Annotated in this window: 19 protein-coding genes and 2 rRNA genes (1 of these 21 only partly in view); 5 read left to right on the top strand and 16 right to left on the bottom strand. The window is 64.9% G+C overall.

Going from position 1 to position 26,565, the window contains the following annotated elements:
* The 9 genes from ACN9MV_RS01035 to ACN9MV_RS00995 all read right to left on the bottom strand — a co-directional run bounded on the left by ACN9MV_RS01035 (position 1) and on the right by ACN9MV_RS00995 (position 9,261).
* Positions 1–753 (bottom strand): transporter substrate-binding domain-containing protein, encoded by a 753-nt coding sequence (locus tag ACN9MV_RS01035; protein WP_093081781.1) that lies wholly within the window; start codon positions 751–753, stop codon positions 1–3.
* Positions 754–799: 46 nt separating this feature from the next.
* Entirely contained in the window at positions 800–1,534 is a 735-nt protein-coding gene (locus ACN9MV_RS01030; protein ID WP_426391043.1) for an IclR family transcriptional regulator, read from the bottom strand.
* A gap of 122 nt (positions 1,535–1,656) precedes the next feature.
* A complete protein-coding gene (locus ACN9MV_RS01025) occupies positions 1,657–2,508 on the bottom strand; it encodes a phytanoyl-CoA dioxygenase family protein (RefSeq protein ID WP_426391042.1) in 852 nt (283 codons plus the stop codon).
* Positions 2,508–4,244: a urocanate hydratase gene (gene hutU / locus ACN9MV_RS01020; protein ID WP_307617412.1), complete on the bottom strand. Its 1,737-nt coding sequence runs from the start codon at positions 4,242–4,244 to the stop codon at positions 2,508–2,510. Before hutU ends, ACN9MV_RS01025 begins: the two co-directional genes overlap by 1 nt.
* Before the next feature lie 27 nt (positions 4,245–4,271).
* Complete coding sequence (hutH, locus tag ACN9MV_RS01015; RefSeq protein ID WP_426391041.1) at positions 4,272–5,831, bottom strand: histidine ammonia-lyase; 1,560 nt, start codon at positions 5,829–5,831, stop codon at positions 4,272–4,274.
* Positions 5,832–5,890: 59 nt separating this feature from the next.
* Complete coding sequence (gene hutC / locus ACN9MV_RS01010; protein WP_093081817.1) at positions 5,891–6,628, bottom strand: histidine utilization repressor; 738 nt, start codon at positions 6,626–6,628, stop codon at positions 5,891–5,893.
* A gap of 8 nt (positions 6,629–6,636) precedes the next feature.
* Positions 6,637–7,434, bottom strand: a complete 798-nt coding sequence (locus tag ACN9MV_RS01005; protein WP_093059229.1) for an ABC transporter ATP-binding protein — start codon at positions 7,432–7,434, stop codon at positions 6,637–6,639.
* Entirely contained in the window at positions 7,419–8,273 is an 855-nt protein-coding gene (locus ACN9MV_RS01000; protein ID WP_093059309.1) for an ABC transporter permease, read from the bottom strand. Before ACN9MV_RS01000 ends, ACN9MV_RS01005 begins: the two co-directional genes overlap by 16 nt.
* A 13-nt stretch (positions 8,274–8,286) precedes the next feature.
* Positions 8,287–9,261 carry an ABC transporter substrate-binding protein gene (locus ACN9MV_RS00995; protein WP_093059227.1) on the bottom strand — a complete coding sequence of 325 codons (975 nt, stop codon included), beginning with the start codon at positions 9,259–9,261 and terminating at the stop codon, positions 8,287–8,289.
* Between the two features lie 303 nt (positions 9,262–9,564).
* Between ACN9MV_RS00995 and recQ the strand changes: the two genes are divergently transcribed.
* Positions 9,565–11,457 carry a DNA helicase RecQ gene (recQ, locus tag ACN9MV_RS00990; RefSeq protein WP_354339326.1) on the top strand — a complete coding sequence of 631 codons (1,893 nt, stop codon included), beginning with the start codon at positions 9,565–9,567 and terminating at the stop codon, positions 11,455–11,457.
* A 28-nt stretch (positions 11,458–11,485) separates the two neighbouring features.
* Positions 11,486–12,367: a LysR family transcriptional regulator gene (locus ACN9MV_RS00985; protein WP_426391040.1), complete on the top strand. Its 882-nt coding sequence runs from the start codon at positions 11,486–11,488 to the stop codon at positions 12,365–12,367.
* Positions 12,368–12,380: 13 nt separating this feature from the next.
* On the opposite strand, the gene ACN9MV_RS00980 is transcribed toward ACN9MV_RS00985, so the two are convergent.
* The 5 genes from ACN9MV_RS00980 to ACN9MV_RS00960 all read right to left on the bottom strand — a co-directional run bounded on the left by ACN9MV_RS00980 (position 12,381) and on the right by ACN9MV_RS00960 (position 19,718).
* On the bottom strand, positions 12,381–13,373 hold the full coding sequence (locus ACN9MV_RS00980) for a tripartite tricarboxylate transporter substrate binding protein (RefSeq protein WP_093081798.1): 993 nt from the start codon (positions 13,371–13,373) through the stop codon (positions 12,381–12,383).
* On the bottom strand, positions 13,370–14,209 hold the full coding sequence (locus ACN9MV_RS00975) for an amidohydrolase family protein (RefSeq protein ID WP_426391039.1): 840 nt from the start codon (positions 14,207–14,209) through the stop codon (positions 13,370–13,372). Before ACN9MV_RS00975 ends, ACN9MV_RS00980 begins: the two co-directional genes overlap by 4 nt.
* A gap of 124 nt (positions 14,210–14,333) precedes the next feature.
* A complete protein-coding gene (locus tag ACN9MV_RS00970) occupies positions 14,334–15,527 on the bottom strand; it encodes a nucleoside hydrolase (RefSeq protein ID WP_426391038.1) in 1,194 nt (397 codons plus the stop codon).
* 170 nt (positions 15,528–15,697) lie between these two features.
* Positions 15,698–17,329, bottom strand: coding sequence for a S41 family peptidase (locus ACN9MV_RS00965; protein ID WP_426391037.1), 1,632 nt, complete (start codon positions 17,327–17,329; stop codon positions 15,698–15,700).
* A 64-nt stretch (positions 17,330–17,393) separates the two neighbouring features.
* Complete coding sequence (locus tag ACN9MV_RS00960) at positions 17,394–19,718, bottom strand: ATP-binding protein (protein ID WP_093059216.1); 2,325 nt, start codon at positions 19,716–19,718, stop codon at positions 17,394–17,396.
* A gap of 121 nt (positions 19,719–19,839) precedes the next feature.
* Between ACN9MV_RS00960 and ACN9MV_RS00955 the strand changes: the two genes are divergently transcribed.
* The 3 genes from ACN9MV_RS00955 to ACN9MV_RS00945 all read left to right on the top strand — a co-directional run bounded on the left by ACN9MV_RS00955 (position 19,840) and on the right by ACN9MV_RS00945 (position 23,330).
* Positions 19,840–21,039 carry a threonine ammonia-lyase gene (locus ACN9MV_RS00955; protein ID WP_176929023.1) on the top strand — a complete coding sequence of 400 codons (1,200 nt, stop codon included), beginning with the start codon at positions 19,840–19,842 and terminating at the stop codon, positions 21,037–21,039.
* Positions 21,040–21,158: 119 nt separating this feature from the next.
* The gene (locus ACN9MV_RS00950; protein WP_177142503.1) at positions 21,159–21,311 is read left to right on the top strand and encodes a hypothetical protein; all 153 of its coding nucleotides are present in this window, start codon (positions 21,159–21,161) and stop codon (positions 21,309–21,311) included.
* A gap of 153 nt (positions 21,312–21,464) precedes the next feature.
* The gene (locus ACN9MV_RS00945; RefSeq protein ID WP_426391036.1) at positions 21,465–23,330 is read left to right on the top strand and encodes a phosphoenolpyruvate carboxykinase (GTP); all 1,866 of its coding nucleotides are present in this window, start codon (positions 21,465–21,467) and stop codon (positions 23,328–23,330) included.
* A gap of 134 nt (positions 23,331–23,464) precedes the next feature.
* Here the strand turns inward: ACN9MV_RS00945 and rrf are convergent.
* Both rrf and ACN9MV_RS00935 read right to left on the bottom strand, forming a co-directional pair.
* Positions 23,465–23,577, bottom strand: a 5S ribosomal RNA gene (gene rrf / locus ACN9MV_RS00940).
* A 127-nt stretch (positions 23,578–23,704) separates the two neighbouring features.
* A 23S ribosomal RNA gene (locus ACN9MV_RS00935) occupies positions 23,705–26,565 on the bottom strand; it runs 12 nt beyond the window's last position.

The following is a 26,565-nucleotide window of genomic DNA, read 5'->3' as shown; positions in this document are numbered from 1 at the left end:
TTACTTGGCGTTGGCGCTGAACCACTTCTTCACGATCTGGTCGTAGGTGCCGTCGGCCTTGAGCTTCTCGATGGCGCCGTTCACCGCCTTGGTGAGTTCCGGCGTGTCCTTGCGGATCGCCATGCCGTATTCCTCGGTGGTGATCTGCTCGGGCAGCACCTTCAGGCCGCCGCGCGTGCGCACGTACTGGTAGGCGGCGGGCTTGCCGGTCACGGCGGCGTCGGCACGGCCGATGTCGACGAGGTTGAACATTTCCTGGTTCTTCTCGACTTCCATCAGCTGCACCTGCGGGAATTTCTCCTTGGTGTACGACACCGACTTGGTGCCCACCTGCACGCTGACCTTCTTGCCGTTGATGTCGGCCGGCGTCTTGATGGCGGTGTTGCCGTCCTTCACCATCACCACGAGGCCGCCCGCGTAGTACGGCACGGTGAAGTCGACGACCTTCTTGCGCTCGTCGGTGATGTAGATGCCCGAGACGGCCATGTCGAAGCGCTTGGAGATCAGGCCCGGCACGAGGCCCTTGAAGTCGATGTCGATCCACTCGATCTTGCGGCCCAGCGTCTTGCCGATGGCCTCGACCAGCTCCACGTCGAAGCCGGTGCGCTTGCCGTTCTCCACGAACTCCATCGGCGGGAAGGTGGCGTCGGTGGCCACGCGCAGCGGCTCACCCTGCGCCTGGGCAGCGCCGGCGAAACCGAAGAGAGCGAGGCCGGAGAGTGCGGCGGCGACGAGGGAGCGACGGGTGTTCATGGTGAAAGGCTTCCGTGGGAGTAAAGAAGAAAAAAGCAGCGCGCGACTACTGCAGGGCGCGAGAGATGCGGGCCGCCGTGACGACGGTCATGTGGAGCAATGCAGCTTCCATGCCCTCGACGCGCGTGAGCGGCGCCATGAGCGTGATCGCGCCGCGCAGGCGCCGCCCCGAGGCGAGCACCGGCGCGCTCGCGCCCCACACGCCGGGATCGACCTCGCCGTGGGTCACGGCATGGCCGGCTTCGCGGATGGCATCGAGTTCGGCGGCGCGCTCGGCGCGGCGTTCGAGGCTTTCGCCGAGCCCGTCGAGCAGGGCATCGCGCTGGTCGAGCGGCATGTGGGCCAGCAGGCACTTGGCGCTGGCGCCGTCGCGCGCCGGCACGCTGCGGCCGCGATCGAAGGAGCAACGCAGCGACTGCTCGCTGTCGATCATCTCCAGGCACACGACGCGCTCGTTCACGGCCGTGACCAGCGCCACGCTCTCGTGCGTCTGCTGGGCCAGCACGCGCATGTCGGCGCGCGCCGCCATCACGAGGTCGGAGTTGCCGTCGAAGCCGGTGGCCAGCTGCACGCTCACCGGGCCCGGTGAGTACCGGCCCTCGGACTCCATCACGAAACCCCAGCGGCGCAGCGTGGCGATCTGCCGGTACAGCGTGCTCTGCGACAGGCCGGTGGCCTGCACCAGCTCGGCCGCCGTCATCGCCGCCTTGCTTTGCGCCAGCACCGACAGCACGAACAGCGCGCGGTCGTTGTGGGCGGGAGCTTCAATCGGGGGCGTCATCGGAGGCAATCGCTGGAGGTCGAAAGTGGATGCGGCGTGCAGTATCTTGCTCGCCGTTCTCACTTCCAAGCCTTGATTCCCACTCGATGGGAATGAGCGCGTTTTTTCTTTCTACCTTCGTCTTAACCCATCAGCAGCGGAAAGCGCGCGTCGTCCATGGGCGCGCCCGCCGGCAGCGTGTCGGCCAGCCCGGGGAAGTCGGGCGAGGTCTTCCAGCTGCGCGGCGCATGGCGGATGTCGTCGCCCAGGAAGCGCACCGAGAACACGCGGCGCCGGTTCGGTCCCTCGACCCCGGCGGCCGCATGCAGCGTGAGCATGTGGAAGCAGACGAAATCGCCGAGCTCGATGTTCCAGCCGACGATGGGGAAGCGCTCGCGCGCGCCCTCGATGTCGGGCAGGTCCTGCAGGCTGCCTTCGGGGAACCACTTGGCGTGGTTGTCCATGAAGGTGCGCGGCATCAGCCACGGCCCCTTGTGGGAGCCGGCCACGAACTCGAGCGTGGCGGCGCGCGACACCGGATCGACCGGAATCCACATGCTGACGTTCTGCTCGCCCTCGATGTTGTAGTAGGGCTGGTCCTGGTGCCAGGGCGTGCGCTGGCGCGTGCCGGGCTCCTTGACCAACAAGTGGTCGTGGTACAGCCGCACGGTCTGCGAGCCCATCAGCCGTTGCGCCAGTTGCGCGAGCGGTGCTTCGAAGATGAAGCGGCGGAAGGCGTCGATGTCCTGCCAGTTGCAGAAGTCCTCGAAGAAGCGGCCCGGGTCGTCGGGCCGGCTCGCCACCTTGGCGCGCGGGCTGGGTACGGCGAGGTTGGCTTCGATGCCGTCACGCAGCAATGCCAGTTCATCGGCCGTGAGCAGCTGGCGGATGCAGACCGCGCCGTCGCGCTGGAACTGCGCGACCAGCGCGTCGTCCACGCGCGCCTGCACGCGGCGCTGCAACTCCCGGGCGTCGGGAAGGACCGCGCCCGCCATCACTTCACCATCGGCAGCTTCAGGCCCTGCTTCTTCGCGGTGGCGACGGCGATGTCGTAGCCCGCGTCGGCATGGCGCATCACGCCGGTGGCCGGGTCGTTGAAGAGCACGCGCTCGATGCGCTTGGCCGCGGCATCGGTGCCGTCGCACACGATCACCACGCCCGAATGCTGCGAGTAGCCCATGCCCACGCCGCCGCCATGGTGCAGGCTGACCCAGGTGGCGCCGCCCGCCGTGTTGAGCAGCGCGTTCAGCAGCGGCCAATCGGACACGGCATCGGTGCCGTCCTTCATGGCTTCGGTCTCACGATTGGGGCTGGCGACCGAGCCGGTGTCGAGGTGGTCGCGGCCGATGACGATGGGCGCCTTCAGCTCGCCGTTCTTCACCATCTCGTTGAAGGCCAGGCCCGCGATGTGGCGTTCGCCCAGGCCCAGCCAGCAGATGCGCGCCGGCAGGCCCTGGAAGGCGATGCGCTCGCGCGCCATGTCGAGCCAGCGATGCGTGTGCTTGTTCTCGGGGAACAGTTCCTTGATCTTGGCATCGGTCTTGTAGATGTCTTCCGGGTCGCCCGAAAGCGCCACCCAGCGGAACGGGCCCTTGCCTTCGCAGAACAGCGGGCGGATGTAGGCCGGCACGAAGCCCGGGAAGTCGAATGCGTTCTTCACGCCTTCGTCGAACGCGACCTGGCGGATGTTGTTGCCGTAGTCGACCGTGGGGATGCCCATGGCCTGGAAGTCGAGCATGGCCTGCACGTGCACGGCGCACGACTTGGCGGCGGCCTTCTTGAGCGCGTCGTGCTGCGACACGTCCTTCATCGCGGCCTGCCATTGGGGCACGCTCCAGCCCGAAGGCAGGTAGCCGTTGATGAGGTCGTGCGCGGAGGTCTGGTCGGTCACGAGGTCAGGCTTCAGGCCGCCGGCCTGTCCTGATTTCACGCGCTTGACCAGCTCGGGCAGGATGTCGGCCGCATTGCCGAGCAGCGCGATCGACACAGCTTCCTTTGCGTCGCAATGCTGCTTGATGAGCTCGAAGGCATGGTCGATGTCGCGCGCCTGCTTGTCGACGTAGCGCGTGCGCAGGCGGAAGTCGATGCTCGACTGCTGGCATTCGATGTTGAGCGACACGGCGCCGGCCAGCGTGGCCGCGAGAGGCTGCGCGCCGCCCATGCCGCCCAGGCCGGCCGTGAGGATCCACTTGCCCGCGAGGCTGTTGTTGTAGTGCTGGCGGCCGGCTTCGACGAAGGTCTCGAAGGTGCCCTGCACGATGCCCTGGCTGCCGATGTAGATCCAGCTGCCGGCCGTCATCTGGCCGTACATGAAGAGGCCCTGGCGGTCGAGCTCGTTGAAGTGCTCCCAGTTGGCCCACTTCGGCACGAGGTTGGAGTTGGCCAGCAGCACGCGCGGTGCGTTCTCGTGCGTCTTGAACACGCCGACGGGCTTGCCCGACTGGATGAGCAGCGTCTCGTCGTCGTTCAGCTCTTTCAGCGACGCGAGGATCTGGTCGTAGCAGGCCCAGTTGCGCGCGGCGCGGCCGATGCCGCCGTACACCACGAGGTCTTGCGGGCGCTCGGCCACCTCGGCGTCGAGGTTGTTCTGCAGCATGCGGAACGGGGCTTCGGTGAGCCAGCTCTTGCAGTTGAGCTCGCTGCCGCGTGGGGCGCGGATCACGCGGGTCGGGTCATGGCGCGGGTCGGCAGCGTCAGGGTTGTTCAGGGCGAATTTCTCGGGAGCGTTCATGGCGTGGTTCTCCTAATCGGGGTGTTTTTACGAGTGACTGGGCAGGATGTCGAGCAGCGCGGCCGGCAGCTCGGCCTTCAGCGCCCACTGGCGCATGGCTTCGATGTCGGGGGCGAGATAACGATCGCGTTCGAGGAAAGCGACCTTCTGGCGGATGCTGGCGAATTCGGCTTCGACCAGCGGCGAGCTCTTGAGCTTGCGCTTGAGTTCGATGCCTTGGGCGGCGGCCATGGCTTCGATGCCGACGACCACGGCCGTGTTGTTGACCATGTCAGCCAGGCGTCGGCCCGCGAAGGTGGCCATCGAGACGTGGTCTTCCTGGTTGGCCGAGGTCGGCAGGCTGTCGACGCTGGCGGGGTGCGCGAGCGACTTGTTTTCCGAAGCCAATGCCGCCGCCGTTACCTGCGCGATCATGAAACCGGAGTTGAGGCCACCGTCGCGCACCAGGAACGGCGGCAGGCCCGACAGGCCCGTGTCGAGCAGCAACGCGATGCGGCGTTCGGCAATCGCGCCGACTTCGCTGATGGCCAGCGCAATGATGTCAGCTGCAAAGGCAACGGGTTCGGCGTGGAAGTTGCCGCCCGAGATCACCTCGCCGGTGTCGACGAACACCAGCGGGTTGTCCGACGCGGCATTGGCCTCGATGACCAGCACGCGCGCGGCGTGCGCGAGGTTGTCGAGGCAGGCGCCCATCACCTGCGGGATGCAGCGCACCGAGTACGGGTCTTGCACGCGGCCGCAGTCGGCGTGCGAGGGAACGATCTCGCTGCCTTCGAGCAGCGTGCGCACCGCGCCCGCCACGGCAATCTGGCCGAGCTGGCCGCGCGCGGCGTGGATGCGTGCGTCGAAAGGCTTGATCGAACCCTGGATGGCTTCGAGCGACAGCGCGCCCGACATCAGCGAAGAGGCGAACACGTCTTCCGCGCCGAACAGGCCGAAGAGCGCGAGCGCGGTCGACACCTGCGTGCCGTTGAGCAGCGCGAGGCCTTCCTTGGGGCCGAGCACGAAGGGTTCGAGGCCGATGCTGCGCATCGCCTCGGCGCCGCCGACAACCTTGCCATCGGCCAGGGTCGCCTGGCCTTCGCCGATCAGCACGCAGGCCATGTGCGCGAGCGGCGCGAGGTCGCCGGAAGCGCCGACCGAGCCCTTGCACGGAATGCTCGGCGTGACGCCCGCGTTGAACAGGGCCAGCAGCGCATCGACCAGCGCGGGCCGCACGCCCGAATGGCCGCGCGCCAGGCTCACGGCCTTGGTCGCGAGGATCATGCGCACGACGGGCGCGGCCAGCGGCTCGCCCGTGCCCACGCTGTGCGACAGCACCAGGTTGCGCTGCAGCTCGGCCAGGTGGTCGTTGCCGATACGCGTGCTGGCGAGCTTGCCGAAGCCGGTGTTGATGCCGTAGACGACCTGGTCGTTCTCGACGATGTGGCGCACGGCGGCTTCGGCGCGAAGCATGCCGTCGCGCACCGACGGATCGAGCGCAAGTTGCACGCCGCCGGCCTGGATGCGTCGCAGCATCGCTAGATCGACCTTGCCGGGCATGAGGGTCAAAGTGGCATCTGGAGTGGCGGTGTGATTGCTTGGCATGTGAACCTGTCTATACAAGTAGTTGCGAGAGAAAACGTAGGTCTCTGAAGACGAAAAAACTAGCCGAAGCTCGGGTTGCCGTCGGCTTTGAAACGGCTGCCCAGGCTGTAGCGTGAAGCGGGATGCAGGCAGCGCACCCAGGTCACGGGCGTGTTGCGTATCCACGTGCGGCGCGTCAGCAGCAGGCAGGGGTCGGTGGGCGCCATCGCGAGCCTCTGCGCCTGTTCCAGGTTGGGCAGCACGGCATCGACGACGTGTTCGATCTGGTCGAAGGGCACGTTGCGCACCAGGTACTCGCTGGGCGGCATGGCGGTGAAGTCCTGCTCGAGGTAGTCGGGCACGACCTGCGGGTTGACGTAGCGCTCTTCGAGCTGCACCGGCGTTTCGTTCTCCAGGTGCAGGCAGGCGCTGTGGAACACCGAGTCGCCCGCGCGCAGGTCGAGCCACGCAGCCACGTCTGGCGAGGCGGCGATGCGCTCGACCTCGATCATTTCGCAGCGGTAGTCGTGCCCGCGCTGGCGGATTTCGCTGGCGATGTTGGCGATCTGCAGCAGCGTGGACTGCGGCTTGTTCTCGGCCACGAAGCTGCCGACGCCGGCCACGCGCACGATGCGGCCCTGCTCCACCAGCTCGCGCAGCGCGCGGTTCACCGTCATGCGGGCCATGCCGAACTGCGCCACCAGCTCGTGCTCCGAAGGCAGGCGGTGGCCGGGCGGCCACGTGCCGTCCTGGATCTTGCGGGAGATGTGATCCTTGACTTGCGCGTAGAGCGCGAGGGTCGGCAGGTCGCGTTTCATCGTTTCGGTCAATGCTCCGCCGCTGCCATCGACTCGGCGCGAATTTCTTCCGTCAGGCGCGCCTTGATGTCCATGAATTCCGGCGAGGTCTTGATGGTGTAGCTGCGCGGATGCGGAAAGTCGACCGCGATCTCGGTCTTGATGCGCCCCGGCCGCGCGCTGAACACCGCCACGCGGTTGGCCATGAAGATCGCCTCGTCGATGTCGTGCGTGACGAACAGCACCGTCTTCTGCGCCGACTCCCAGATGCCGAGCAGCAACTCCTGCATCAGCACGCGGGTCTGGTTGTCGAGCGCGCCGAAGGGCTCGTCGAGCAGCAGCATCTTGGGGTCGTTGGCCAGCGCGCGCGCAATGGCCGTGCGCTGCTGCATGCCGCCCGAGAGCTGCTTCGGAAAGTGGTTCTCGAAGCCGCGCAGGCCTACCTTGGCGATGAAGAACTCGCTGCGCTCCTTCTGGTCGGCCTCGCTCATGCCGCGCTCGCGCAGGCCGAAGCGGATGTTCTGCGCCACCGTGAGCCACGGGAACAGCGTGTAGCTCTGGAACACCACGCCGCGGTCGGCGCCCGGGCCATCGATGCGCTCGCCGTCGAGCAGCACCTGGCCAGTGGTCGGAAAGTCGAGCCCCGCCACGATGCGCAGCAGCGTCGACTTGCCGCAGCCCGAGGGGCCGAGGATGGTGACGAAGTCATTTTCCTTCACCTCGAAGTCGATGGGCTGCAGCGCTTGCGTGCGTTGCCCCTTGGTGCCGGTGAAGACGCGCGACACGCCCTGGATGGAAAGTTGGTTCTTCGTCACAGTGCGGCCCATGCAAACAGACGGCGGTTCAATGCCTTGAAGGCGAAGTCGGAAAGGAGCCCGATGACGCCGATCACGATGATCCCGAAGATGATCTGGCCGGTGTTCAAGAGCGCCTGGCTGTCGGTGATCATGTGGCCGATGCCCGACGAAGAGCCGATCAGCTCCGCCACGATCACGTACGTCCACGCCCAGCCCAGCACGAGGCGCAGCGTTTCGGCGATGCCCGGCGCGGCGCCCGGAATGAGCACGCGCGCCACGATGCCGCGGCTGTTGGCGCCCAGCGTGTAGGCGGCCTCGACGAGGTCGCGCCGCGCGCCGCCCACGGTAACGGCCACCATCAGCACGATCTGGAAGAACGAGCCGATGAAGATCACCAGCAGCTTCTGCATCTCGCCCAGGCCCGCCCACAGGATCAGCAGCGGAATGAAGGCCGAGGCCGGCAGGTAGCGGCAAAACGAGACGAAGGGCTCGAAGAAGGCTTCGACGGTCTTCCAGGTGCCCATGGCAATGCCCAGCGGCACAGCGAACACCGCCGCCAGCAGGAAGCCGCCGAACACGCGCCACACAGTCATGCCGATGTCGCCGATGAAGCCGTACTCGGTGAAGAGCAGCCAGCCCTCCTTGACCATGGTCGGCGGGCTTGCAAGGAAGGTCGGCGGCACGAAGCCGCCGAGCGTGGCAATGGCCCACACGAGCACGAAGACGACGAAGAACGCGAGCCCCAGCAGCACGCGCGCACGCGTGCCGATGGGTTCGAGCGGTGCGAACGCGCGGCGGCGCGCAGGCGCGACGACCGGCGCCGCTGCAGGCCTGGGGGCAGGCGCCGCGGCCACCGCGGCAGACGGCATTTGCGACATGGTCTTACTTGACGAAGCTTGCATCGAAGGTCGCGGCGAAATCTTCAGGCGCCTTGCGGATCACGCCGGCTTCCAGAAGGATGGGCGCGGCTTCCTTCATGAAGCTGGTGAGTTCGCCCGCGAAGAACTTCTGGTTGGCGGCCTTGTCCTGCCAGCGCAGGAAGGCCGACGACTTGGCGAACTGCTCGCCGCTCTGCTTCACGGCCGAGCCCATGAGCTCGTTCGACTTCTCCGGCTCGGCCTTGATCATGTCGAGCGCCTCGAAGTACGACTTGGTGAGCGCGGCGGCGGCCTTGGCGTTGGCCTTGAGCCAGGTGGGCGCGCAGCCGACGGTGTCCATCACCATCGGGTAGTCGAGGGTGGTGGCCAGGATCTTGCCGGCGGCGGGGTTCGCGCGCACGGTCGAGAGGTATGGCTCATAGGTCATGGCGGCGTCGTTCTGGCCGGCCACGAAAGCCTGGGCCGAGGCCTGCGGCGACAGCGTGGTGGTCTTCACGTCCTTCAGCGTCATGCCGTTCTTGTTGAGCATCCAGGCCAGGCCGAAGTAAGGCGCGGTGCCGGGGGCGTCGACGCCGATGGTCTTGCCCTTGAGGTCGGAGAACTTGGTGATGTCGCCGCGCACCGCGAGGCCGTCGGCGCCGTAGGACTTGTCCATCTGGAAGATCTGCACGATGGGCACGCCGTTGGCGTTCCAGGCCACGTGCGTCTCGACCGTGGTGGCCGCGCACTGAATGGCGCCGGAAGCGAGGGCCAGGTGGCGGTCCTTCTGCGGGATCATCTTGAGTTCGACGTCGAGCCCGTTCTTCTTGAAGATGCCGGCCTTGTCGGCCAGCGAGAGCGGCGCGAAGCCGGTCCAGCCCGACATGCCGAGCGCGATCTTCGTCATGTCCTGGGCGGCGGCCGTTCCGGCCATGCCCGCTGCACACGCACCTGCTGCAAGCAGCGAAGCGACTTTCACAACTACCGTCTTCTTGACCATGGGTACTCCTGGGTCTGTTTCTTTGGAAAAGGCTCGGCGGCGGGCCCGATGGCCGGGTAACGCACGCCTCGCATTGTTGCCAAGCGCCCCAACTTGTATATACAGGATAACCCGAAAGGTCATTTTTGGTGCACTTCCTTGGGAAATGCACCGCTTTGCTGTCTAGACAAGGGAGGCCGCGGGACGGGGATGACCATCGCAAACCTCGTGCCACAGTCATATCGACGGGGCTGGGGGACAATCGACGGCCCGCCCCCTTTTGCCCTCTGCGCCTCCTTTCCGACCTCCCATCGCTCGCTGCCTGTGTCCTCTCTCGCTCCCCACCCCATCGACGTCTCCGGCAGCAGCGCCCCTTCTGACATCCTCCACGAGGTCTTCGGCTATGCGCAGTTCCGGGGGGCCCAGCAGGACATCGTCGATCACGTGGTGGGCGGCGGCGATGCGCTGGTGCTGATGCCCACGGGTGGCGGCAAGTCGCTGTGCTATCAGATTCCCGCCATCGCGCGGCAGCGTGCGGGGCGCGGCGTGGCAATCGTGGTGTCGCCGCTGATCGCACTGATGCACGACCAGGTGGGCGCGCTGCACGAGGCCGGGGTGAGCGCGGCCTTTCTCAACTCGACGCTCGATTGGGAGCAGACGCAGGACGTGGAGCGCCGCATGCTGCGCGGCGAGATCACGCTGCTGTACGCGGCGCCCGAGCGCGTGAACACGCCGCGCTTTCTGTCGCAGCTCGATTCGCTGAAGGAGCGCGGCAAGCTTTCTCTCTTCGCCATCGACGAGGCGCATTGCGTAAGCCAGTGGGGCCACGACTTCCGCCCCGAGTACCGCGCGCTGACTGTGCTGCACGAGCGCTACGCGGGCGTGCCGCGCATCGCGCTCACAGCCACGGCCGACGACCTGACGCGCGCCGACATCGTCGAGCGGCTGCAGCTGGAGGACGCGCGCCAGTTCGTCTCCAGCTTCGACCGGCCGAACATCCGCTACACCATCGTCGAGAAGAAAGACGCCACCACGCAGCTGCTGCGCTTCATCGAGCGCGAACACGAAGGCGATGCGGGCGTGGTCTATTGCCAGTCGCGCAAGCGGGTGGAAGACGTGGCCGTGACGCTGCGCGACGCGGGCATCAACGCGCTGCCGTACCACGCGGGCCTCGATGCGGCGGTGCGACAGAAGCACCAGGACCGCTTCCTGCGCGAGGAAGGCATCGTGATGGTCGCGACCATCGCCTTCGGCATGGGCATCGACAAACCCGACGTGCGCTTCGTCGGCCACCTCGACATGCCTAAGAACATCGAGGGCTACTACCAGGAAACCGGCCGCGCGGGCCGCGACGGCGGCCCCGCCGACGCCTGGATGGCCTACGGCCTGCAAGACGTGGTCAACCAGCGCCGCATGATCGACGAGAGTCCGGCAGGCGAAGAGTTCAAGCAGGTGATGCGCGGCAAGCTCGATGCGCTGCTCTCGCTGGCCGAGGCGAGCGACTGCCGGCGCGTGCGCCTCCTGGGCTACTTCGGCGAGAAGAGCACACCCTGCGGCAACTGCGACAACTGCCTGAACCCGCCGCAGGTGTGGGACGGCACCGATGCCGCGCGCAAGCTGCTGAGCACCATCTACCGCGTGCAGCAGTTGAGCGGCATCAGCTTCGGCGCAGGGCACATCATGGACATTCTGCGCGGCAAGCCGACCGAGAAGGTCAAGCAGTTCGGCCATGAGCGCGTCAGCACCTTCGGCATTGGCGCGGAGTTCAGCGAGGTGGCGCTGCGCGGCGTGCTGCGCCAGCTGATTGCCACCGGTGCGCTGGCGGTGGACGCGGAGGCGTTCAACACGCTGAAGCTCACGGAAGGCTCGCGCGCGGTGCTCAAGGGCGAGGCGAGCGTGACGCTGCGCGAGTCGGTTTCGTCACCGGCCGAGCGCAAGCCCCGGCGCGAGAAGGTCGCCAAGGGCGCGCCATCGCCGGCCGCAGCCAAGCTCGACGACATGGGCAAGAAGCGCTTCGATGCGCTCAAGGCCTGGCGCGCCGAGGTGGCGAAGGAGCACAACCTGCCGGCCTACGTGATCTTCCACGACGCCACGCTGGCAGCCATTGCCGAGCGCGCGCCCGCGACGCTCGAAGACCTGCAGGGCATCAGCGGGATCGGCACCAAGAAGCTCGAGGCCTACGGCAGCGAGGTGCTTCGCGTCTGCGAAGCCTTCTGACGCCAGAGCATCTTCGAGGGGAACCGCATTGGACACCCGCCAGATGCGCTGCGTGGTCGCGATCGCCGAGGCGGGCAGCCTCACGAAGGCGGCCGAGCGGCTGGGCCTGGCGCAGCCAGCGCTCACGCAAACGCTGAACCGGCTCGAAAAGGAGCTCGGCACACCGCTCTTCACGCGCTCGCGCCGCGGGGCCACGCTCACCGACGCGGGCCTGGCCGTCATCGACGACCTGCGCGCCAGCCTTGCCTATGGCGACACGGCCGCAGAGCGCGCCCGCGCGATAGGCGCCGGACGCGCAGGCCGGCTCACGATCGGCTTCGTGACGCATGCGGTCTACCAGGTGCTGCCGAACGCGCTGCGCCAGCTGCGCGTCGAGCATCCGCAGCTCGACGTGGTGCTGCGCGAGATGAGCAATGCCGAGCAGGTGGCGGCGCTGGAAGGCGGGCGCATCGACATCGCGCTGCTGCATCCGCCGGTGTCAGTCACGGCCCGGGTGCACGAGCTGCGGCTGGGCGAGGAGCCGATGATCGCCGCGCTGCCCGCCGCCTGGCCACTGGACGACGACGGCTGCGTGTCGCTCGCCGACATCGCGCGGCACGGGCTGGTGTGGTTTCCGGAGCAGCAGATACCCGCCCTGCGCGCGCATCTGCTGGGCGCGCTGCGCCGCGCCGGCCACGAGACGCGCGTGGTGCACGACGCCAACCGCACGCTGACGGTGCTGGCCTGCGTGGCTGCGGGGCTGGGCTGGTCGCTGCTGCCGCGCTCGGTGCGCGCACTGCAGCACGAGGGCGTGCGCTATGCCGAAGTGCGCGATGGCGCGGGGCTGCCGGCCTTCGAGCTTTCGGCTCTGTGGCTGGCGCGCTCGCGGCCGACCTTCGCGGACACCTTCGCCGCCATGCTGCGCGGCTGAGGCACGGCCCCGATCAATCCATCTGGATCTTGTTGTCCTTGGCGAGCTTGGTCCACTTGGTGATCTCGGCACGGCGGAAGCCGTCGAGCTCGGCGGGGCTGGAGCCGATCACCTCGGCGCCCAATGCTTCGAGCCGGCCGCGCACCTCCGGGTCCTTGAGCGTGGCCGCCAGTTCCTTCGAAAGCCGCTCCACCACCGGCGCGGGCGTGCCGGCGGGCACGAACACCGCATTCCATTCGTAGACCTCGTAGCCGGGCAGGCCGGCCTGCGCCACCGTGGGCAACTGAGGCAAGGCGGGCGCATGCGCCTTGCCGGTCACCGCCAGCGCGCGCAGCTTGCCGCTCTGGATGAAGGGCAGGCTCGAAGCCATGCTGGCAAAGAACACAGGCACGTGCCCCGACATCACGTCGGTTAGCGCGGGGCCGCCGCCCTTGTAGGCCACGTGCGTCATCTGGACGCCAGCCATCGAGGCGAACAGTTCGCCCGCCAGATGCTGCGCCGAGCCGTTGCCCGACGAGGCGTAGTTGATGCCGCCCGGCTTCGCCTTGGCCTGCGCGATCAGGTCGGCCACGTTCTTCATCGGTGCCGACGGATTCACCACCAGCACGTTGGGCACCTTCACCAGCAGGGACACCGGCGCCAGTTCGCGCAGCGTGTCGAAGGGCATCTTGCGCAGCGCGGGGTTCTGCGCGTGATTGGAGGCGTCGAGCAGCACGGTGTAGCCGTCGGGCGAACTCTTGGCGACCAGGTCGCCTCCGATGGCGCCGCCGGCACCGCCGCGGTTGTCGATCACCACCGGCTGACCCAGCTTCGCCGACAGCTTGGGCGCAACGATGCGCGCCACGGCGTCGACCGTGCCGCCGGGCGGATAGCTCACGACCAGCCGCACGGGCTTGGCCGGCCACGCCTGGGCCTGCGCGCTGACGCCGCCCATCAGCAGGGCTGCGCCCGCGAGGGCAAGGGGAATGGCGCGCAGCAGGCGCGCGCGAGAGATTTCGTTGGTCATTGGTCGATGTCTCCTGTATTGAACTTGAACAAGCGGGCCGGCGTGTCGACCAGGATGCGGCGGCGCACAGCGGCGTCGGGCACCCAGTCGGCCAGAGCCGCGTGTGCGGTGGCGAAATCGGCGATCTCGCGGTGCTGCGTGTGCGGCCAGTCGCTGCCCCACACGAGGCGTTCGGGGCCGAAGGACTTCAGCAGTGCCTGTGCGGCGTCGTGCGCGGCCGTGGCTGCGGTGGCCACGGGCCAGTTCCGGTAGGCGGCCGACAGCTTGACCCAGATGCGCTCGCAGGCCGCGGCGGCAAGCAGCCAGGCGAAGCCTTCGTCAGCGATGGCAGGCGCCGACGCGGGGCGGCCGAAGTGGTCCACGACCAGCGCGCATCCGGCGTCGAGCACGGCCCGTGCGGCCAGCGGCAGGTCGCGCGATTCGCGATGCAGCTCCACATGCCAGCCCAGCGCATGCACGCGGGCGAAAAGCCGCTGCCAGTCCGGCCGCAAGAAGTCGGGCAGCGGCATGCCCACGATGTTGAGGCGGATGCCGACGACGCCGGCGTCGGCCATCGCCTGCAGCGTGGCGTCGTCCACCCGCGGATCGACCACCGCGACACCGCGCAGGCGAGCGGGGCTGGCGCACAGCGCATCAACCAGGAAGCGGTTGTCGGTGCCGAGGAAGCTGGGCTGCACCAGCACGCCGTGCGAGACGCCGTGCGCATCGAGCAAGGCGAGGTACTCAGCCAGCGTGGCGTCGTAGTCGGGCGCATGCCGGCGCATCTCCGCCAGGGGCAGGCCGCGCACGAAGACATGGGCGTGGCTGTCGATAGCGGTGATGGCGGAGAGGGGCACTGCGTTGTCTCTGTCGGATTCGTTGTGCGTCCGCGGGGTTGCGGACGTGGGCGAGTATCCGAAGAGCAATGCCTGTTGGGAACGTGTCTCCCGGTTGCGTTTGGATAAGCGCGGCTTATGGCGCTCAGTTCGCTGTCGGGGGCAGCGTGATCGGCACCGGCCGCGTCAGCAGGTCGACGTACAGCTCGAAGAAGCGCGCGTTGTCGAACTTCTTCACCACCGTCATCTTCTGCAGCGTCGCCCCCGCAGGCTGCGAGGTGTAGCCGATGGACTGGCCGTTGTTGGCGGTACCGGGCTTGGCGATCACGTCGACGTAGCGGTCCACGGTCTGCGTGGCGTAGCTCGGGTCGATCAGGTAGGCCAGCGTGAGGGTGTCCCAGATGTTCTGCGTGTAGTTCGGGTTGGTCTCGAAGCCGTTCTTGCCGTCGAAGCCGTAGCCGTTGAGCTTCTGGAACACGTCGGTCACGGCCGTGGGCTTGGCGGCGTGCGCGATGCGGTCGTAGATGGGCTTGGTGAGGAAAACGGTGTCGGTCACGTCCAGCGGCACCACCACCTGCGGGATCGGCAGCCGCACCACGAACTGCGCGGCGTCGGGGTCGAACCACCAGTTGAACTCGGCAGCCTTGGTGGTGTTGCCCGGCACGTCGATGGCGCCGCCCATGTAGATGATCTTCTTGATGAGCGGAACGATCTCTGGGTTCTGCTTCACCGCGAGCGCGATGTTGGTGAGCGGGCCAATGGCGAGGATGGTGATCTCGTTCGGGTTGGCCTTCACGGTGTCGACGATGAAGTCGACCGCGCTCTTGCGCTGCACCACGGTGTGCTGGGCGAAGCCGTCGGGCGAGGGCTTGAGGTCGGCGTCGGTCTTGGGTTCGGGGCCGCCCCAGGCGCCGAGGTAGCCGTCGCCGCCAGCGCCGGCGGCCATTTCGGCTTCCACGTCGGCGAAGGTGTGGTTGAGCGCGTAGTTCGCACCCACGTAGATGCCGATGTTGCCGCCCACCCCGAGCCGCTCCACCGACATCAGCGCGTCGGACACGCCCTGCTTGAGCCACTGGTTGCCCGAGACCACGCTGATGCCCATGACCTGCACCTGGCCCGTGGCCTGCAGCTGCGCGGCCATGACGCCGAGCTGGCCGTCGTCGCTCATGGTGTTGTAGTCGCTGTCGATGATGATCTTCTGCGCGCTGGTGGAGCCGCCCGATCCGCCGCCACCGAAGCCCGGACCGAGGCCGATGCCGCCGCCTCCATCGCCACCTCCGCCGCAGCCCGCCAACACCGTGATGACGGCGAAGAACATCGCCCCGATCCATTTGCGCATCTTCTTCTCCTGAAACTAGGAATTTGGTTTTCAGGCTTCGACACCGAATACCACTGAAATACAAACGTTTGCGCAAAGCTTTGCGCAAACGTTTGCCGACTCTAAATGGCGAGCCACGGGTGTGGCAAGCGCCATGGCCTAGGGGTTTTCCGCGGGAGCGGGGAGAGGGGTCAGCCCGGGTTGGGCTGGGGGTCGATCAGGCGGTTCTCGCGCAGCGGCGAGCGGCCCGGCATGTAGGGTTGCTCCACATCGGCCTGCTCTGTCTTCTCCAGGCCCGAGGCGGCGGACTTGGCCGACCCGGCCGGGCAGGCGCCGGTGCTGCGCAGCGTGAGCGCCGCGGACAGCCGCGCCTCGTCTTTATCGCCAAGCTGATGGCTGAAGTCGTCGGCCACGGTGCAGCCGGGGTTGGGCGTGAAGCCGTCGCCGTAGTCGCCGTAGCCCTGCTGGTTCACGCCCTTGAACTGGATCGCGAAGTAGGTGGTGCCGCAGTTGTCCTGCGGATAGAAGCCGTAGGGCTTGCCGCAGGTGGTGCCGCCGACAAGGTTGACGGTGACGCCCACGCCGCGCAGGCTGTTGACGACAGACTCGCTCGCCGAGCACGTGTCTGGGCCGGTCAGGACGGTGACGCGCGAGAGGCCGAGCGTGGGCAGGGCCTGACCGCTGCGGCTGGTGGCGGTGAAGGGCGTGAGGGTCTGCGCGACTGTCAGGTGGAACGGGTTCTTGTCGTTGAAGGCAAGTTGCTCGAAGGTCTTGCCCGCGGTCACTGACGGCGACGAGATCATGTAGGCCAGCCGGCTGGCAATGAGCAGCTGGCCGCCGCCGTTGTAGCGCATGTCGAGCACGAGGTCCTGGATGCCGGCGCCCTGCTTGAAGGTGTTCACCGCGGAGATGAGCTGCGCCTCGGAGGTCGTGATGTGGTCGTTGAACAGCAGGTAGCCGACGCGGCCGCTGCCGGTGTCGATGACCTGGACGTTCTGCACCGGCGTGCTGGTGATCTTGGCCGCCGTCAGCTGCACGGCAGGCTGCGCCGTGCCCCCCACCTCGAAGGTGAAGGTGTGCGATTCGCCAATGGCCTTGGGCGACAGGGCCGCGTTGATCGCGTTGACGTTGGCGGTGCCTGTGCTGCTGACGACATTGATGCCGTCGATCGTGAGGATCTTCGCGCCGCGCTGCAGGCCCGCCGTGGTGGCGGGCGAATTCGGCTCGACGAAGGCAATGCGGATGTCGCGCGGCGGCGAGCTGCGCACCGACGCCGTTTCCATTCCGTAGCCGGCCGACACGCCGCCCTGCGACAGCTGGCGGTACACCTCGGTGTCGTACGTGAAGTGAAAGCGGTCCTTGGCGCGGCCGGAGTTCGTGGTGGCCGTGGTCTTGAGCACGTTGAACCAGGTGATCGGCGTGGCGTAGTCGGCGGCCTTGAGGGTGGTCGGCACCTCGCCGTACCAGAGGTAGGTTTCGTCGATCCAGCCGCGCACCCAGCTTTTCTCGTTGTCGAGCGTGCCGCTGTGGTCGGGGTAGGCCGTGCCGGTGTCGGGGTTGATGCCGTTGCGCGGCGCGGCGCACAGGCCGGCGACCGTGGCCGAGGCGACGATGCCGCTGCCGCCGTCACCGCCACTGGCGGGCGGCGGTGTGGTGGTGCCGGGCACCAGGCCGATCGGCAACCCACCGCCGCCTCCTCCTCCACCGCCGCCCCCACAGCCCGCCAGCAGGCAGGCCACGGCGAGCGCAGCGCTTGCTGCTGCCGCAGCCCATGTGCCAGGAGGCGGCAGTTGCCGCGCGTCTTCGACCTTGCGAGAGCCCATGTGTTCCTCCTTGTTCTTCCTCACAGCACCGTCTTCTTCGTCCGGCTGCTGCCAATGAAGCCGGCTACTGCAGGAAGCCCATGCCGCGCGATTCGCGCACTTCAGGCTTGATGCGATGCTCGGCTTCGAGCTGGTCGAGAAACTCGGTCGCGGAAAACTCCGCCGCGAGGATATCGACCTGTCGTTTCACCGCCGCGAAATCCCCCGGGCACAGTTGCGTCAGCGGTGCCAGCCGCGAGCGCATGGCGCTCGTCATGAGTGCGGCGTCGCCGGCGAGCGCCTCGGTGATGAACATGCGCTCCCGCTGCGTGGCGGTGAGCGGCATGAACTTGATCTTGAAGGTGAAGCGCCGCAGCGCTGCCTGGTCGAGCCGGTCGAGCAGGTTGGTGGTGCAGATGAAGACGCCGTTGAAGCGCTCCATGCCCTGCAGCATCTCGTTGACCTCGGTGACCTCGTAGGTGCGCTGCGCGCCGCGCCGGTCCTGCAGGAAGCTGTCGGCCTCGTCGAGCAGCAGCACGGCCTTTTCATTCTCGGCCTCGCGGAACATGGCGGCCATGTTCTGCTCGGTTTCGCCGACGTACTTGCTCATCAGGTCGCTGGCCTGCTTGACGATGAGCGGGCGGCCGACGGCCTTGGCGATGTGTTCGGCCAGCGCGGTCTTGCCGGTGCCTGGTGCGCCGTAGAAGCACAGCGTGCCGTGGCCGCGCGCCTTCAATGCCTCGACGATGCGCGGGATCTCGAAGCGGGTCTCGACGTTGAGCATGTCGAGGTCGTAGGTGGTGACGCTGCGGCGCTCGCCGCGGCCGCTGTCGAGCGTACCCAGAGCCAGGTCGGCGTTGCGCAGCTGGCGCTCTATGAGCGCTTCCATCGACGCGTCGTCGGTTCGCGCGAGCCCTGCGAAGCGCACTGCAGTGCGGATCTGCGCGGGCGTGAGGCCCTTGCGCTCGGCCAGCTTGGCAGTGAAAGCCTCGGACACGACCACACCCTCGAGCGTTTTCTTCACGAGCTGCTCGCGCGCGCCGGGCGGCGGCGACTTGAGCTCGAGGTGATAGGCGAAGCGGCGGCGGAAGGCCGGGTCGATCTGCTCGATGCGGTTGGTGACCCACAGCGTGGGCACGGGGTTGGCTTCGAGGATCTGGTTGACCCAGGCTTTGCCGCTGACGCTGCCGCTGGTGGGAGCCGGAATCTGCTCGGCGCGCGCCATGAACTGTGCGGCCTCGGTGCTGATGGGCGGGAAGACGTCTTCGACTTCGTCGAACAGCAGTGCGGCCTGCGCGCTGCCCTTGAGGAACACCTGCGCGATCTGCAGCGAGCGGTAGCGGTCGCGGCCGCTCAGCGAGTTGCCGTCGCGGTCGGCGTACTCGACTTCGAAGAGCTCGAGTCCGGCCGCCTGCGCGACGACCTTCGCGAGTTCGGTCTTGCCGGTGCCGGGCGGGCCGTAGAGCAGCACGTTGACGCCGGGCTCCTTGCGCGCGACCGCCGCTCGCAGCAGCGTGACGAGCATCTGCGCGTCTTCCTGCACGAACGAGAAGTCGTGCGGCGTGAGCGCGCTCTTGGCCGAAGGCCGCGTGAACACGGCCATCAACTCGTTGTGGTCGCGGTACTCGCGCATGAGCACGGGTGGCAGCTTCTCGCTGACCTTCATGAGGTCTGCAAGGTCGGTGATGTTGTGCTCGGAGATGAGGTTCTCGACGAGCCCGATGCGTTCGAGCCGCGAGCCCGCGCGCAGCGCCTCGCCCACTTCGCTTGCATTCACGCCCGCGATGTCGGCGATGGCGGCATAGGCCTCGGGTGCGTTGTTGACCTTGAACTCGACCAGCAGCGAGCGCAGGTCACGCTGGTAGCGCGCAAGCGTGCCGTAGAGCAGCAGCGCGCGCTCGGCCTTGTTGAGCTGCAGCAGGCCTGCGAGCGCATCGATGTTCTTCTCAACCAGCGTCGACTGCTTGCGCAATGCGTGCGTGAGCCAGTCGCGCGTGACGGCCAGCACCGAGAGCAGGTCCTTCGGCTGGTCCTTGGCGTATTCGTCGAGGTAGAAGAAGAGCGTGCCCTCTTCATACGGGCCGCGCCACACGCCGTGGCGTTCCAGCAGCGTGCGGCCGTCGAAGTCTTCGACGCCCTTCCATGCTTCGTTGCCCGCGCAGCGGCGTCCGAGGAATTCGCGCAGCCGCTGCAGCACCGCCGCGGGCCACACCAGGTGCCGCCCCGTGAGCGACAGGAGGCCGTTGATATCGCGCCGCACATTGAAACGCGGCCCCTGCTTGGCCGCGAGCGTGAGCACGAAGTGCGAGCACATGAGCTCGAGCACCGGCGCCTCCTTGAGGCCGGGCGACGGCAATGCCTGCCCGCGTACCGCAGCAGCCACTACATCGACACCCGCACGCTTGGCCATCAGGCAACCTCCAACGAGGACAATCTCAATCTCGGAGCGACCATAACGCAGACTTTTAGCTTCGGGAAGACCAGTAAACGGGAAAAACCCTGATGGTGCGATTCCAGCCACAATGCGCGCCATGATCGGAATCCAGGAAATCGAGCGCGCCGCAGCGCGCCTGCAAGGCCAGGTGCTCAACACGCCGTGTGTCGAATCGCGCACCCTGTCGGAAATCGTCGGCGCTCAGGTGTTCCTGAAATTCGAGAACCTGCAGTTCACATCCTCGTTCAAGGAGCGGGGGGCGTGCAACAAGCTGGTCGATCTTTCCCAGAACGGTACACGCGGAGTGATCGCCATGTCTGCCGGCAACCATGCGCAGGGTGTGGCCTATCACGCGCAGCGCCTCGGATTGCGCGCACTGATCGTGATGCCGCGCTTCACGCCCGGTGTGAAGATCGAACGCACGCGCGGCTTCGGCGCCGAGGTGGTGCTGCACGGCGACACGCTGGAGGCGGCGCGGACCCACGCTTTCGAGCTTGCACAGCGCGAAGGGCTGACCTTCGTGCATCCCTACGACGACGAGGCGATCATCGCGGGCCAGGGCACGGTGGCGCTCGAGATGCTCGACGCCGTACCCGACCTGGACACGCTGGTGGTGGCGGTGGGCGGCGGCGGGCTGATCGCGGGCATGGCGGTCGCCGCGCGCGAGCGCAAGCCGGGCATCGAGATCGTCGGTGTGCAGACCACGCGCTTTCCGGCGATGGTCAACGCCATCAAGGGCACGCACCACGTGCAGGGCAAGAGCACGATCGCCGAAGGCATTGCGGTCGGCACGCCCGGTGTGCTGACGCAGGAAATCATCGCGAGCAAGGTCGACGACCTGCTGCTGGTGGACGAAGGCGACATCGAGCAAGGCGTGCTGATGCTGCTCGAAATCGAGAAGACGCTGGTCGAAGGCGCGGGCGCGGCGGGGCTGGCGGCGCTGATCCGGCACCCCGAACGCTTCAAGGGCAAGCGCGTGGGGCTGGTTCTGTCAGGCGGCAACATCGATCCACTGCTGCTAGCGGCCATCATCGAGCGGGGCATGGTGCGGGCTGGGCGGCTGGCCCGAGTGCGTGTCAGCGCACGCGATGTGCCGGGCTCATTGGCGCAGATTACGGCCACTGTGGCCGAAGCGGGCGCTAACGTCGACGAGGTTCACCATCAACGCGCCTTCACGATGCTGGCGGCACAGAACGTCGACGTCGAGCTGGTGCTGCAGACGCGCGGGCGGGCCCATCTGGCCAGCGTGCTGGCCGCGCTGAAGGATGCGGGCTTCGAAGCCGAAGAGCAGCATTGAGCCGCAAGATCAACCCCGACAAGCCTGATTCAGGGGCTCGCATCCCCCTAGACCGGCCCTGGGCTACCCGCCGGTAAAATGCTATCAGTTTGTCAATTGAGCCTTCGAGGAATTTCCCGATGTCCAACCCTACTCCCGTCGAGCCGAGCCACGCTGCCGCTGTCGAAAAAGACGCTGTCGAATCGGTCGTTCACCTGATGCCGCTGGTACTTCCGCTGGCCGGCGGCGTGCTGATGCTGCTTCTGGCATCGATCGCGGTCTTCTTGGCCTGACGCTGACAGGCACTGTCGCCTTTGTCTGCGGGCGGTGCGGCCCGCACTGACGCAATCTCCCGAAGCGAAACGTTTTCTCAAACGGACCTCCGTGCCTGAGCAGGCACAGCGCCCCGTTCGGAAAGACGATTTTTCAACTTAGGAGATTTTCCGATGAACGCACCCACGATGCAGGGCCTCAACATTCAGGCGCCCTCATACGTCAAGAACGCGAAACTGATTGCCTGGGTGGCCGACATGGCCGCGCTGTGCAAACCCGAAGCCATCCACTGGTGCGACGGGAGCAAGGAAGAATACGACCGCCTCTGCCAGCAACTGGTCGACGCCGGCACCTTCAAGAAGCTCAACCCCGCCAAGCGCCCCAATTCGTTCCTCGCGGTGTCCGACCCGAGCGACGTGGCGCGCGTCGAAGACCGCACCTTCATCTGCTCCGCGGAAAAGGAAAACGCCGGCCCCACTAACAACTGGATGGCACCGGCTGAAATGCGGGCGACGCTGCAGCCCCTGTTCGACGGCTGCATGAAGGGCCGCACGATGTACGTCGTGCCGTTCAGCATGGGCCCGCTGGGCTCGCCGATTGCCCACATTGGCATCGAACTGTCCGACTCGCCTTATGTGGCCGTCAACATGCGCATCATGACCCGCATGGGCAAGGCCGTGTACGAGGTGCTGGGCGCCGACGGCGACTTCGTGCCTTGCGTGCACACCGTGGGTGCGCCGCTCGAAGCCGGCCAGAAAGACGTGGTCTGGCCCTGCAACAAGACCAAGTACATCGTTCACTACCCCGAGACGCGCGAGATCTGGAGTTATGGCTCCGGCTACGGCGGCAACGCGCTGCTGGGCAAGAAGTGCTTCGCGCTTCGCATCGCTTCCAACATGGGCCGCGACGAAGGCTGGCTGGCCGAGCACATGCTCATCCTGGGCGTGACGAGTCCCGAAGGCAAGAAGTACCACGTGGCAGCTGCATTCCCCAGCGCTTGCGGCAAGACCAACTTCTCGATGCTGGTGCCGCCTGCCGGCTTCGAAGGCTGGAAGGTCACGACCATCGGCGACGACATCGCCTGGATCAAGCCCGGCAAGGACGGCCGCCTGTACGCCATCAACCCGGAGGCGGGTTACTTCGGCGTGGCGCCCGGCACCAACATGCTGACCAATCCGAACTGCATGGACAGCCTGCACCACGACGTGATCTTCACGAACGTGGCACTCACCGATGACGGCGACGTGTGGTGGGAAGGCATGGAGCAGGACACCAAGACCCTGCCCGAGCATCTGACCGACTGGCAAGGCAATGACTGGACGCCGCAGATCGCCAGGGAAACCGGCACCAAGGCTGCTCACCCGAACTCCCGTTTTACCGTGGCGGCCACGAACAACCCCGCGCTCGACGACGCTTGGGACGACCCGAAGGGCGTGGCAATCGACGCCTTCATCTTCGGCGGTCGGCGCTCGACCACCGTGCCGCTGGTGACCGAAGCCCGCAATTGGGTTGAAGGCGTCTATATGGCTGCGACCATGGGTTCAGAGACCACTGCCGCCGCCGCCGGCCAGCAAGGCGTGGTGCGCCGCGATCCGTTCGCGATGCTGCCGTTCATGGGCTACAACATGAGCGACTATTTCCAGCACTGGCTCAATCTCGGCAAGAAGCTGGAAGCCTCGGGCGCCAAGCTGCCGAAGATCTACACGACCAACTGGTTCCGCAAGGGTGCCGACGGCAAGTTTGTCTGGCCAGGCTACGGCGAGAACATGCGCGTGCTGAAGTGGATGATCGACCGCGTCGAAGGCAACAAGACCGAAGGTGTGGAACACATCACCGGTGTGAGCCCGCGCTATGAGGATCTGAACTGGACGGGCTTGAACTTCAGCGCCGAACAATTCGCCACTGTGACCAGTATTGACAAGGCAGCTTGGCAAGCTGAGTTGAAGCTGCACGCGGAACTGTTCAAGCAGTTGGAGCACCATCTGCCGACGGAATTGCCGGAAACCAAGGCTGCTATTGAGCAGCGCCTGGCGGCCTAATCACACTGGTTGCGCCAACAAAAAAGCCCGATGGATTCATCGGGCTTTTTTTGTTTCTGCGCATTTGAATATTTGCAAATTCCCAAAGCAAAAACCCCCAGTCATTTCTGACTGGGGGTTTCTGGGCTGTAAGAGCCTGACGATGACCTACTTTCACACGGGAACCCGCACTATCATCGGCGCTGACGCGTTTCACTGTCCTGTTCGGGATGGGAAGGAGTGGTACCACGTCGCTATGGTCATCAGGCATAAAGGGTTGTCTGACTGATCACGCGATCAATCAAACGAATTCATAGAGTTTGGAATCAGCTTTGGCGAATTGTTTTGAATGCGTCAACTTGGCATAACACCTTGATCAGACTGATCAAAGTTATAGGGTCAAGCCGCACGAGCAATTAGTATCAGTTAGCTTAACGCATTACTGCGCTTCCACACCTGACCTATCAACGTCCTGGTCTTGAACGACTCTTTAGGGGGCTCAAGGCCCCGGCAGATCTCATCTTGAAACGAGTTTCCCGCTTAGATGCTTTCAGCGGTTATCTCTTCCACACTTAGCTACTCGGCAATGCCACTGGCGTGACAACCGATACACCAGAGGTGTGTCCACTCCGGTCCTCTCGTACTAGGAGCAGGCTTCCTCAAATCTGCAGCGCCCACGGAAGATAGGGACCAAACTGTCTCACGACGTTTTAAACCCAGCTCACGTACCTCTTTAAATGGCGAACAGCCATACCCTTGGGACCGGCTACAGCCCCAGGATGAGATGAGCCGACATCGAGGTGCCAAACACCGCCGTCGATATGAACTCTTGGGCGGTATCAGCCTGTTATCCCCAGAGTACCTTTTATCCGTTGAGCGATGGCCCTTCCATACAGAACCACCGGATCACTATGTCCTGCTTTCGCATCTGCTCGACTTGTCAGTCTCGCAGTTAAGCACGCTTATGCCATTGCACTATCGTCACGATGTCCGACCGTAACTAGCGTACCTTCGAACTCCTCCGTTACGCTTTGGGAGGAGACCGCCCCAGTCAAACTGCCTACCATGCACTGTCCCCGATCCAGATAATGGACCTAGGTTAGAACCTCAAACACACCAGGGTGGTATTTCAACGTTGGCTCCACAAGATCTAGCGACCCTGCTTCAAAGCCTCCCACCTATCCTACACAGATCTGTTCAAAGTCCAATACAAAGCTACAGTAAAGGTTCATGGGGTCTTTCCGTCTTTCCGCGGGGAGATTGCATCATCACAAACATTTCAACTTCGCTGAGTCTCAGGAGGAGACAGTGTGGCCATCGTTACGCCATTCGTGCAGGTCGGAACTTACCCGACAAGGAATTTCGCTACCTTAGGACCGTTATAGTTACGGCCGCCGTTTACTGGGACTTCAATCAAGAGCTTGCACCCCATCATTTAATCTTCCAGCACCGGGCAGGCGTCACACCCTATACGTCCACTTTCGTGTTTGCAGAGTGCTGTGTTTTTAATAAACAGTCGCAGCCACCGATTTTTTGCAACCCATTCATGCTCCGTTGTTCACTTCACACTAATAGGGCACACCTTCTTCCGAAGTTACGGTGTCAATTTGCCGAGTTCCTTCTCCTGAGTTCTCTCAAGCGCCTTAGAATACTCATCTCGCGCACCAGTGTCGGTTTGCGGTACGGTCGTATATAGCTGAAGCTTAGTGGCTTTTCCTGGAACCTCGTTCAGTCACTTCACCAGCAAGCTGGCTCGATCGTTGGCCTCGGTATATGTGCACCGGATTTGCCTAATGCACGCCTACATCCAACTAAACCGGGATATCCAACACCCGGATGACCTATTAAGATCCGTCCCCACATCGCACTATATATCGGTACAGGAATATTGACCTGTTTCCCATCAGCTACGCATCTCTGCCTCGCCTTAGGGGCCGACTCACTCTACGCCGATGAACGTTGCGTAGAAAACCTTGCGCTTACGGCGAGGGGGCTTTTCACCCCCTTTAACGCTACTCATGTCAGCATTCGCACTTCTGATACCTCCAGCACGCTTTACAACGCACCTTCACAGGCTTACAGAACGCTCTCCTACCACTTGCAATAAATTGCAAATCCGCAGCTTCGGTAACTGGCTTAGCCCCGTTACATCTTCCGCGCAGGACGACTCGATCAGTGAGCTATTACGCTTTCTTTAAATGATGGCTGCTTCTAAGCCAACATCCTGACTGTTTTAGCCTTCCCACTTCGTTTCCCACTTAGCCAATTTTAGGGACCTTAGCTGGCGGTCTGGGTTGTTTCCCTCTTGAGTCCGGACGTTAGCACCCGGTGCTCTGTCTCCCAAGCTGTACTCATCGGTATTCGGAGTTTGCCTTGGTTTGGTAAGTCGCCATGACCCCCTAGCCAAAACAGTGCTCTACCCCCGATGGTAATACTTGAGGCACTACCTAAATAGTTTTCGGAGAGAACCAGCTATTTCCAAGTTTGTTTAGCCTTTCACCCCTATCCACAGCTCATCCGCTAGTTTTGCAACACTAGTCGGTTCGGACCTCCAGTACCTGTTACGGCACCTTCATCCTGGCCATGGATAGATCACTTGGTTTCGGGTCTACACCCAGCGACTGATCGCCCTATTCGGACTCGATTTCTCTACGGCTTCCCTATTCGGTTAACCTTGCCACTGAATGTAAGTCGCTGACCCATTATACAAAAGGTACGCAGTCACCCCTTACGAGGCTCCTACTTTTTGTAAGCACGCGGTTTCAGGATCTATTTCACTCCCCTCCCGGGGTTCTTTTCGCCTTTCCCTCACGGTACTAGTTCACTATCGGTCAATGATGAGTATTTAGCCTTGGAGGATGGTCCCCCCATATTCAGACAGGATTTCTCGTGTCCCGCCCTACTTGTCGTTAGCTCAGTACCACACAGGTCATTTCACGTACGGGGCTATCACCCGCTATGGCCAGCCTTTCCAAGCTGTTCCGTTATGTCTTGTGCTATCACTAACAGGCTTCTCCGATTTCGCTCGCCACTACTTTCGGAATCTCGGTTGATGTCTTTTCCTCGAGCTACTGAGATGTTTCAGTTCACCCGGTTCGCCTCGCATGACTATGTATTCATCATGCGATACCTTTCGGTGGGTTTCCCCATTCGGAAATCTCCGGATCAAAGCTAATTTGCCAGCTCCCCGAAGCTTATCGCAGGCTATCACGTCCTTCGTCGCCTATCATTGCCAAGGCATCCACCACGTGCTCTT

Source organism: Variovorax sp. R-27 (genome assembly GCF_049913215.1).
Lineage (GTDB): Bacteria > Pseudomonadota > Gammaproteobacteria > Burkholderiales > Burkholderiaceae_C > Variovorax.
Note: the sequence above shows the minus strand (reverse complement) of the source record. Positions and strands in the feature narration are given on the sequence as shown.

What these genes read in the sequence shown, in the direction of transcription:
- ACN9MV_RS01035 (WP_093081781.1), bottom strand. Translation starts at nt 753, where the DNA reads ATGAACACCCGTCGCTCCCTCGTCGCCGCCGCACTCTCCGGCCTCGCT.
- ACN9MV_RS01030 (WP_426391043.1), bottom strand. Translation starts at nt 1,534, where the DNA reads ATGACGCCCCCGATTGAAGCTCCCGCCCACAACGACCGCGCGCTGTTC.
- ACN9MV_RS01025 (WP_426391042.1), bottom strand. Translation starts at nt 2,508, where the DNA reads ATGGCGGGCGCGGTCCTTCCCGACGCCCGGGAGTTGCAGCGCCGCGTG.
- hutU (WP_307617412.1), bottom strand. Translation starts at nt 4,244, where the DNA reads ATGAACGCTCCCGAGAAATTCGCCCTGAACAACCCTGACGCTGCCGAC.
- hutH (WP_426391041.1), bottom strand. Translation starts at nt 5,831, where the DNA reads ATGCCAAGCAATCACACCGCCACTCCAGATGCCACTTTGACCCTCATG.
- hutC (WP_093081817.1), bottom strand. Translation starts at nt 6,628, where the DNA reads ATGAAACGCGACCTGCCGACCCTCGCGCTCTACGCGCAAGTCAAGGAT.
- ACN9MV_RS01005 (WP_093059229.1), bottom strand. Translation starts at nt 7,434, where the DNA reads ATGGGCCGCACTGTGACGAAGAACCAACTTTCCATCCAGGGCGTGTCG.
- ACN9MV_RS01000 (WP_093059309.1), bottom strand. Translation starts at nt 8,273, where the DNA reads ATGCCGTCTGCCGCGGTGGCCGCGGCGCCTGCCCCCAGGCCTGCAGCG.
- ACN9MV_RS00995 (WP_093059227.1), bottom strand. Translation starts at nt 9,261, where the DNA reads ATGGTCAAGAAGACGGTAGTTGTGAAAGTCGCTTCGCTGCTTGCAGCA.
- ACN9MV_RS00980 (WP_093081798.1), bottom strand. Translation starts at nt 13,373, where the DNA reads ATGACCAACGAAATCTCTCGCGCGCGCCTGCTGCGCGCCATTCCCCTT.
- ACN9MV_RS00970 (WP_426391038.1), bottom strand. Translation starts at nt 15,527, where the DNA reads ATGCGCAAATGGATCGGGGCGATGTTCTTCGCCGTCATCACGGTGTTG.
- ACN9MV_RS00965 (WP_426391037.1), bottom strand. Translation starts at nt 17,329, where the DNA reads ATGGGCTCTCGCAAGGTCGAAGACGCGCGGCAACTGCCGCCTCCTGGC.
- ACN9MV_RS00960 (WP_093059216.1), bottom strand. Translation starts at nt 19,718, where the DNA reads ATGGCCAAGCGTGCGGGTGTCGATGTAGTGGCTGCTGCGGTACGCGGG.
- ACN9MV_RS00955 (WP_176929023.1), top strand. Translation starts at nt 19,840, where the DNA reads ATGATCGGAATCCAGGAAATCGAGCGCGCCGCAGCGCGCCTGCAAGGC.
- ACN9MV_RS00950 (WP_177142503.1), top strand. Translation starts at nt 21,159, where the DNA reads ATGTCCAACCCTACTCCCGTCGAGCCGAGCCACGCTGCCGCTGTCGAA.
- ACN9MV_RS00945 (WP_426391036.1), top strand. Translation starts at nt 21,465, where the DNA reads ATGAACGCACCCACGATGCAGGGCCTCAACATTCAGGCGCCCTCATAC.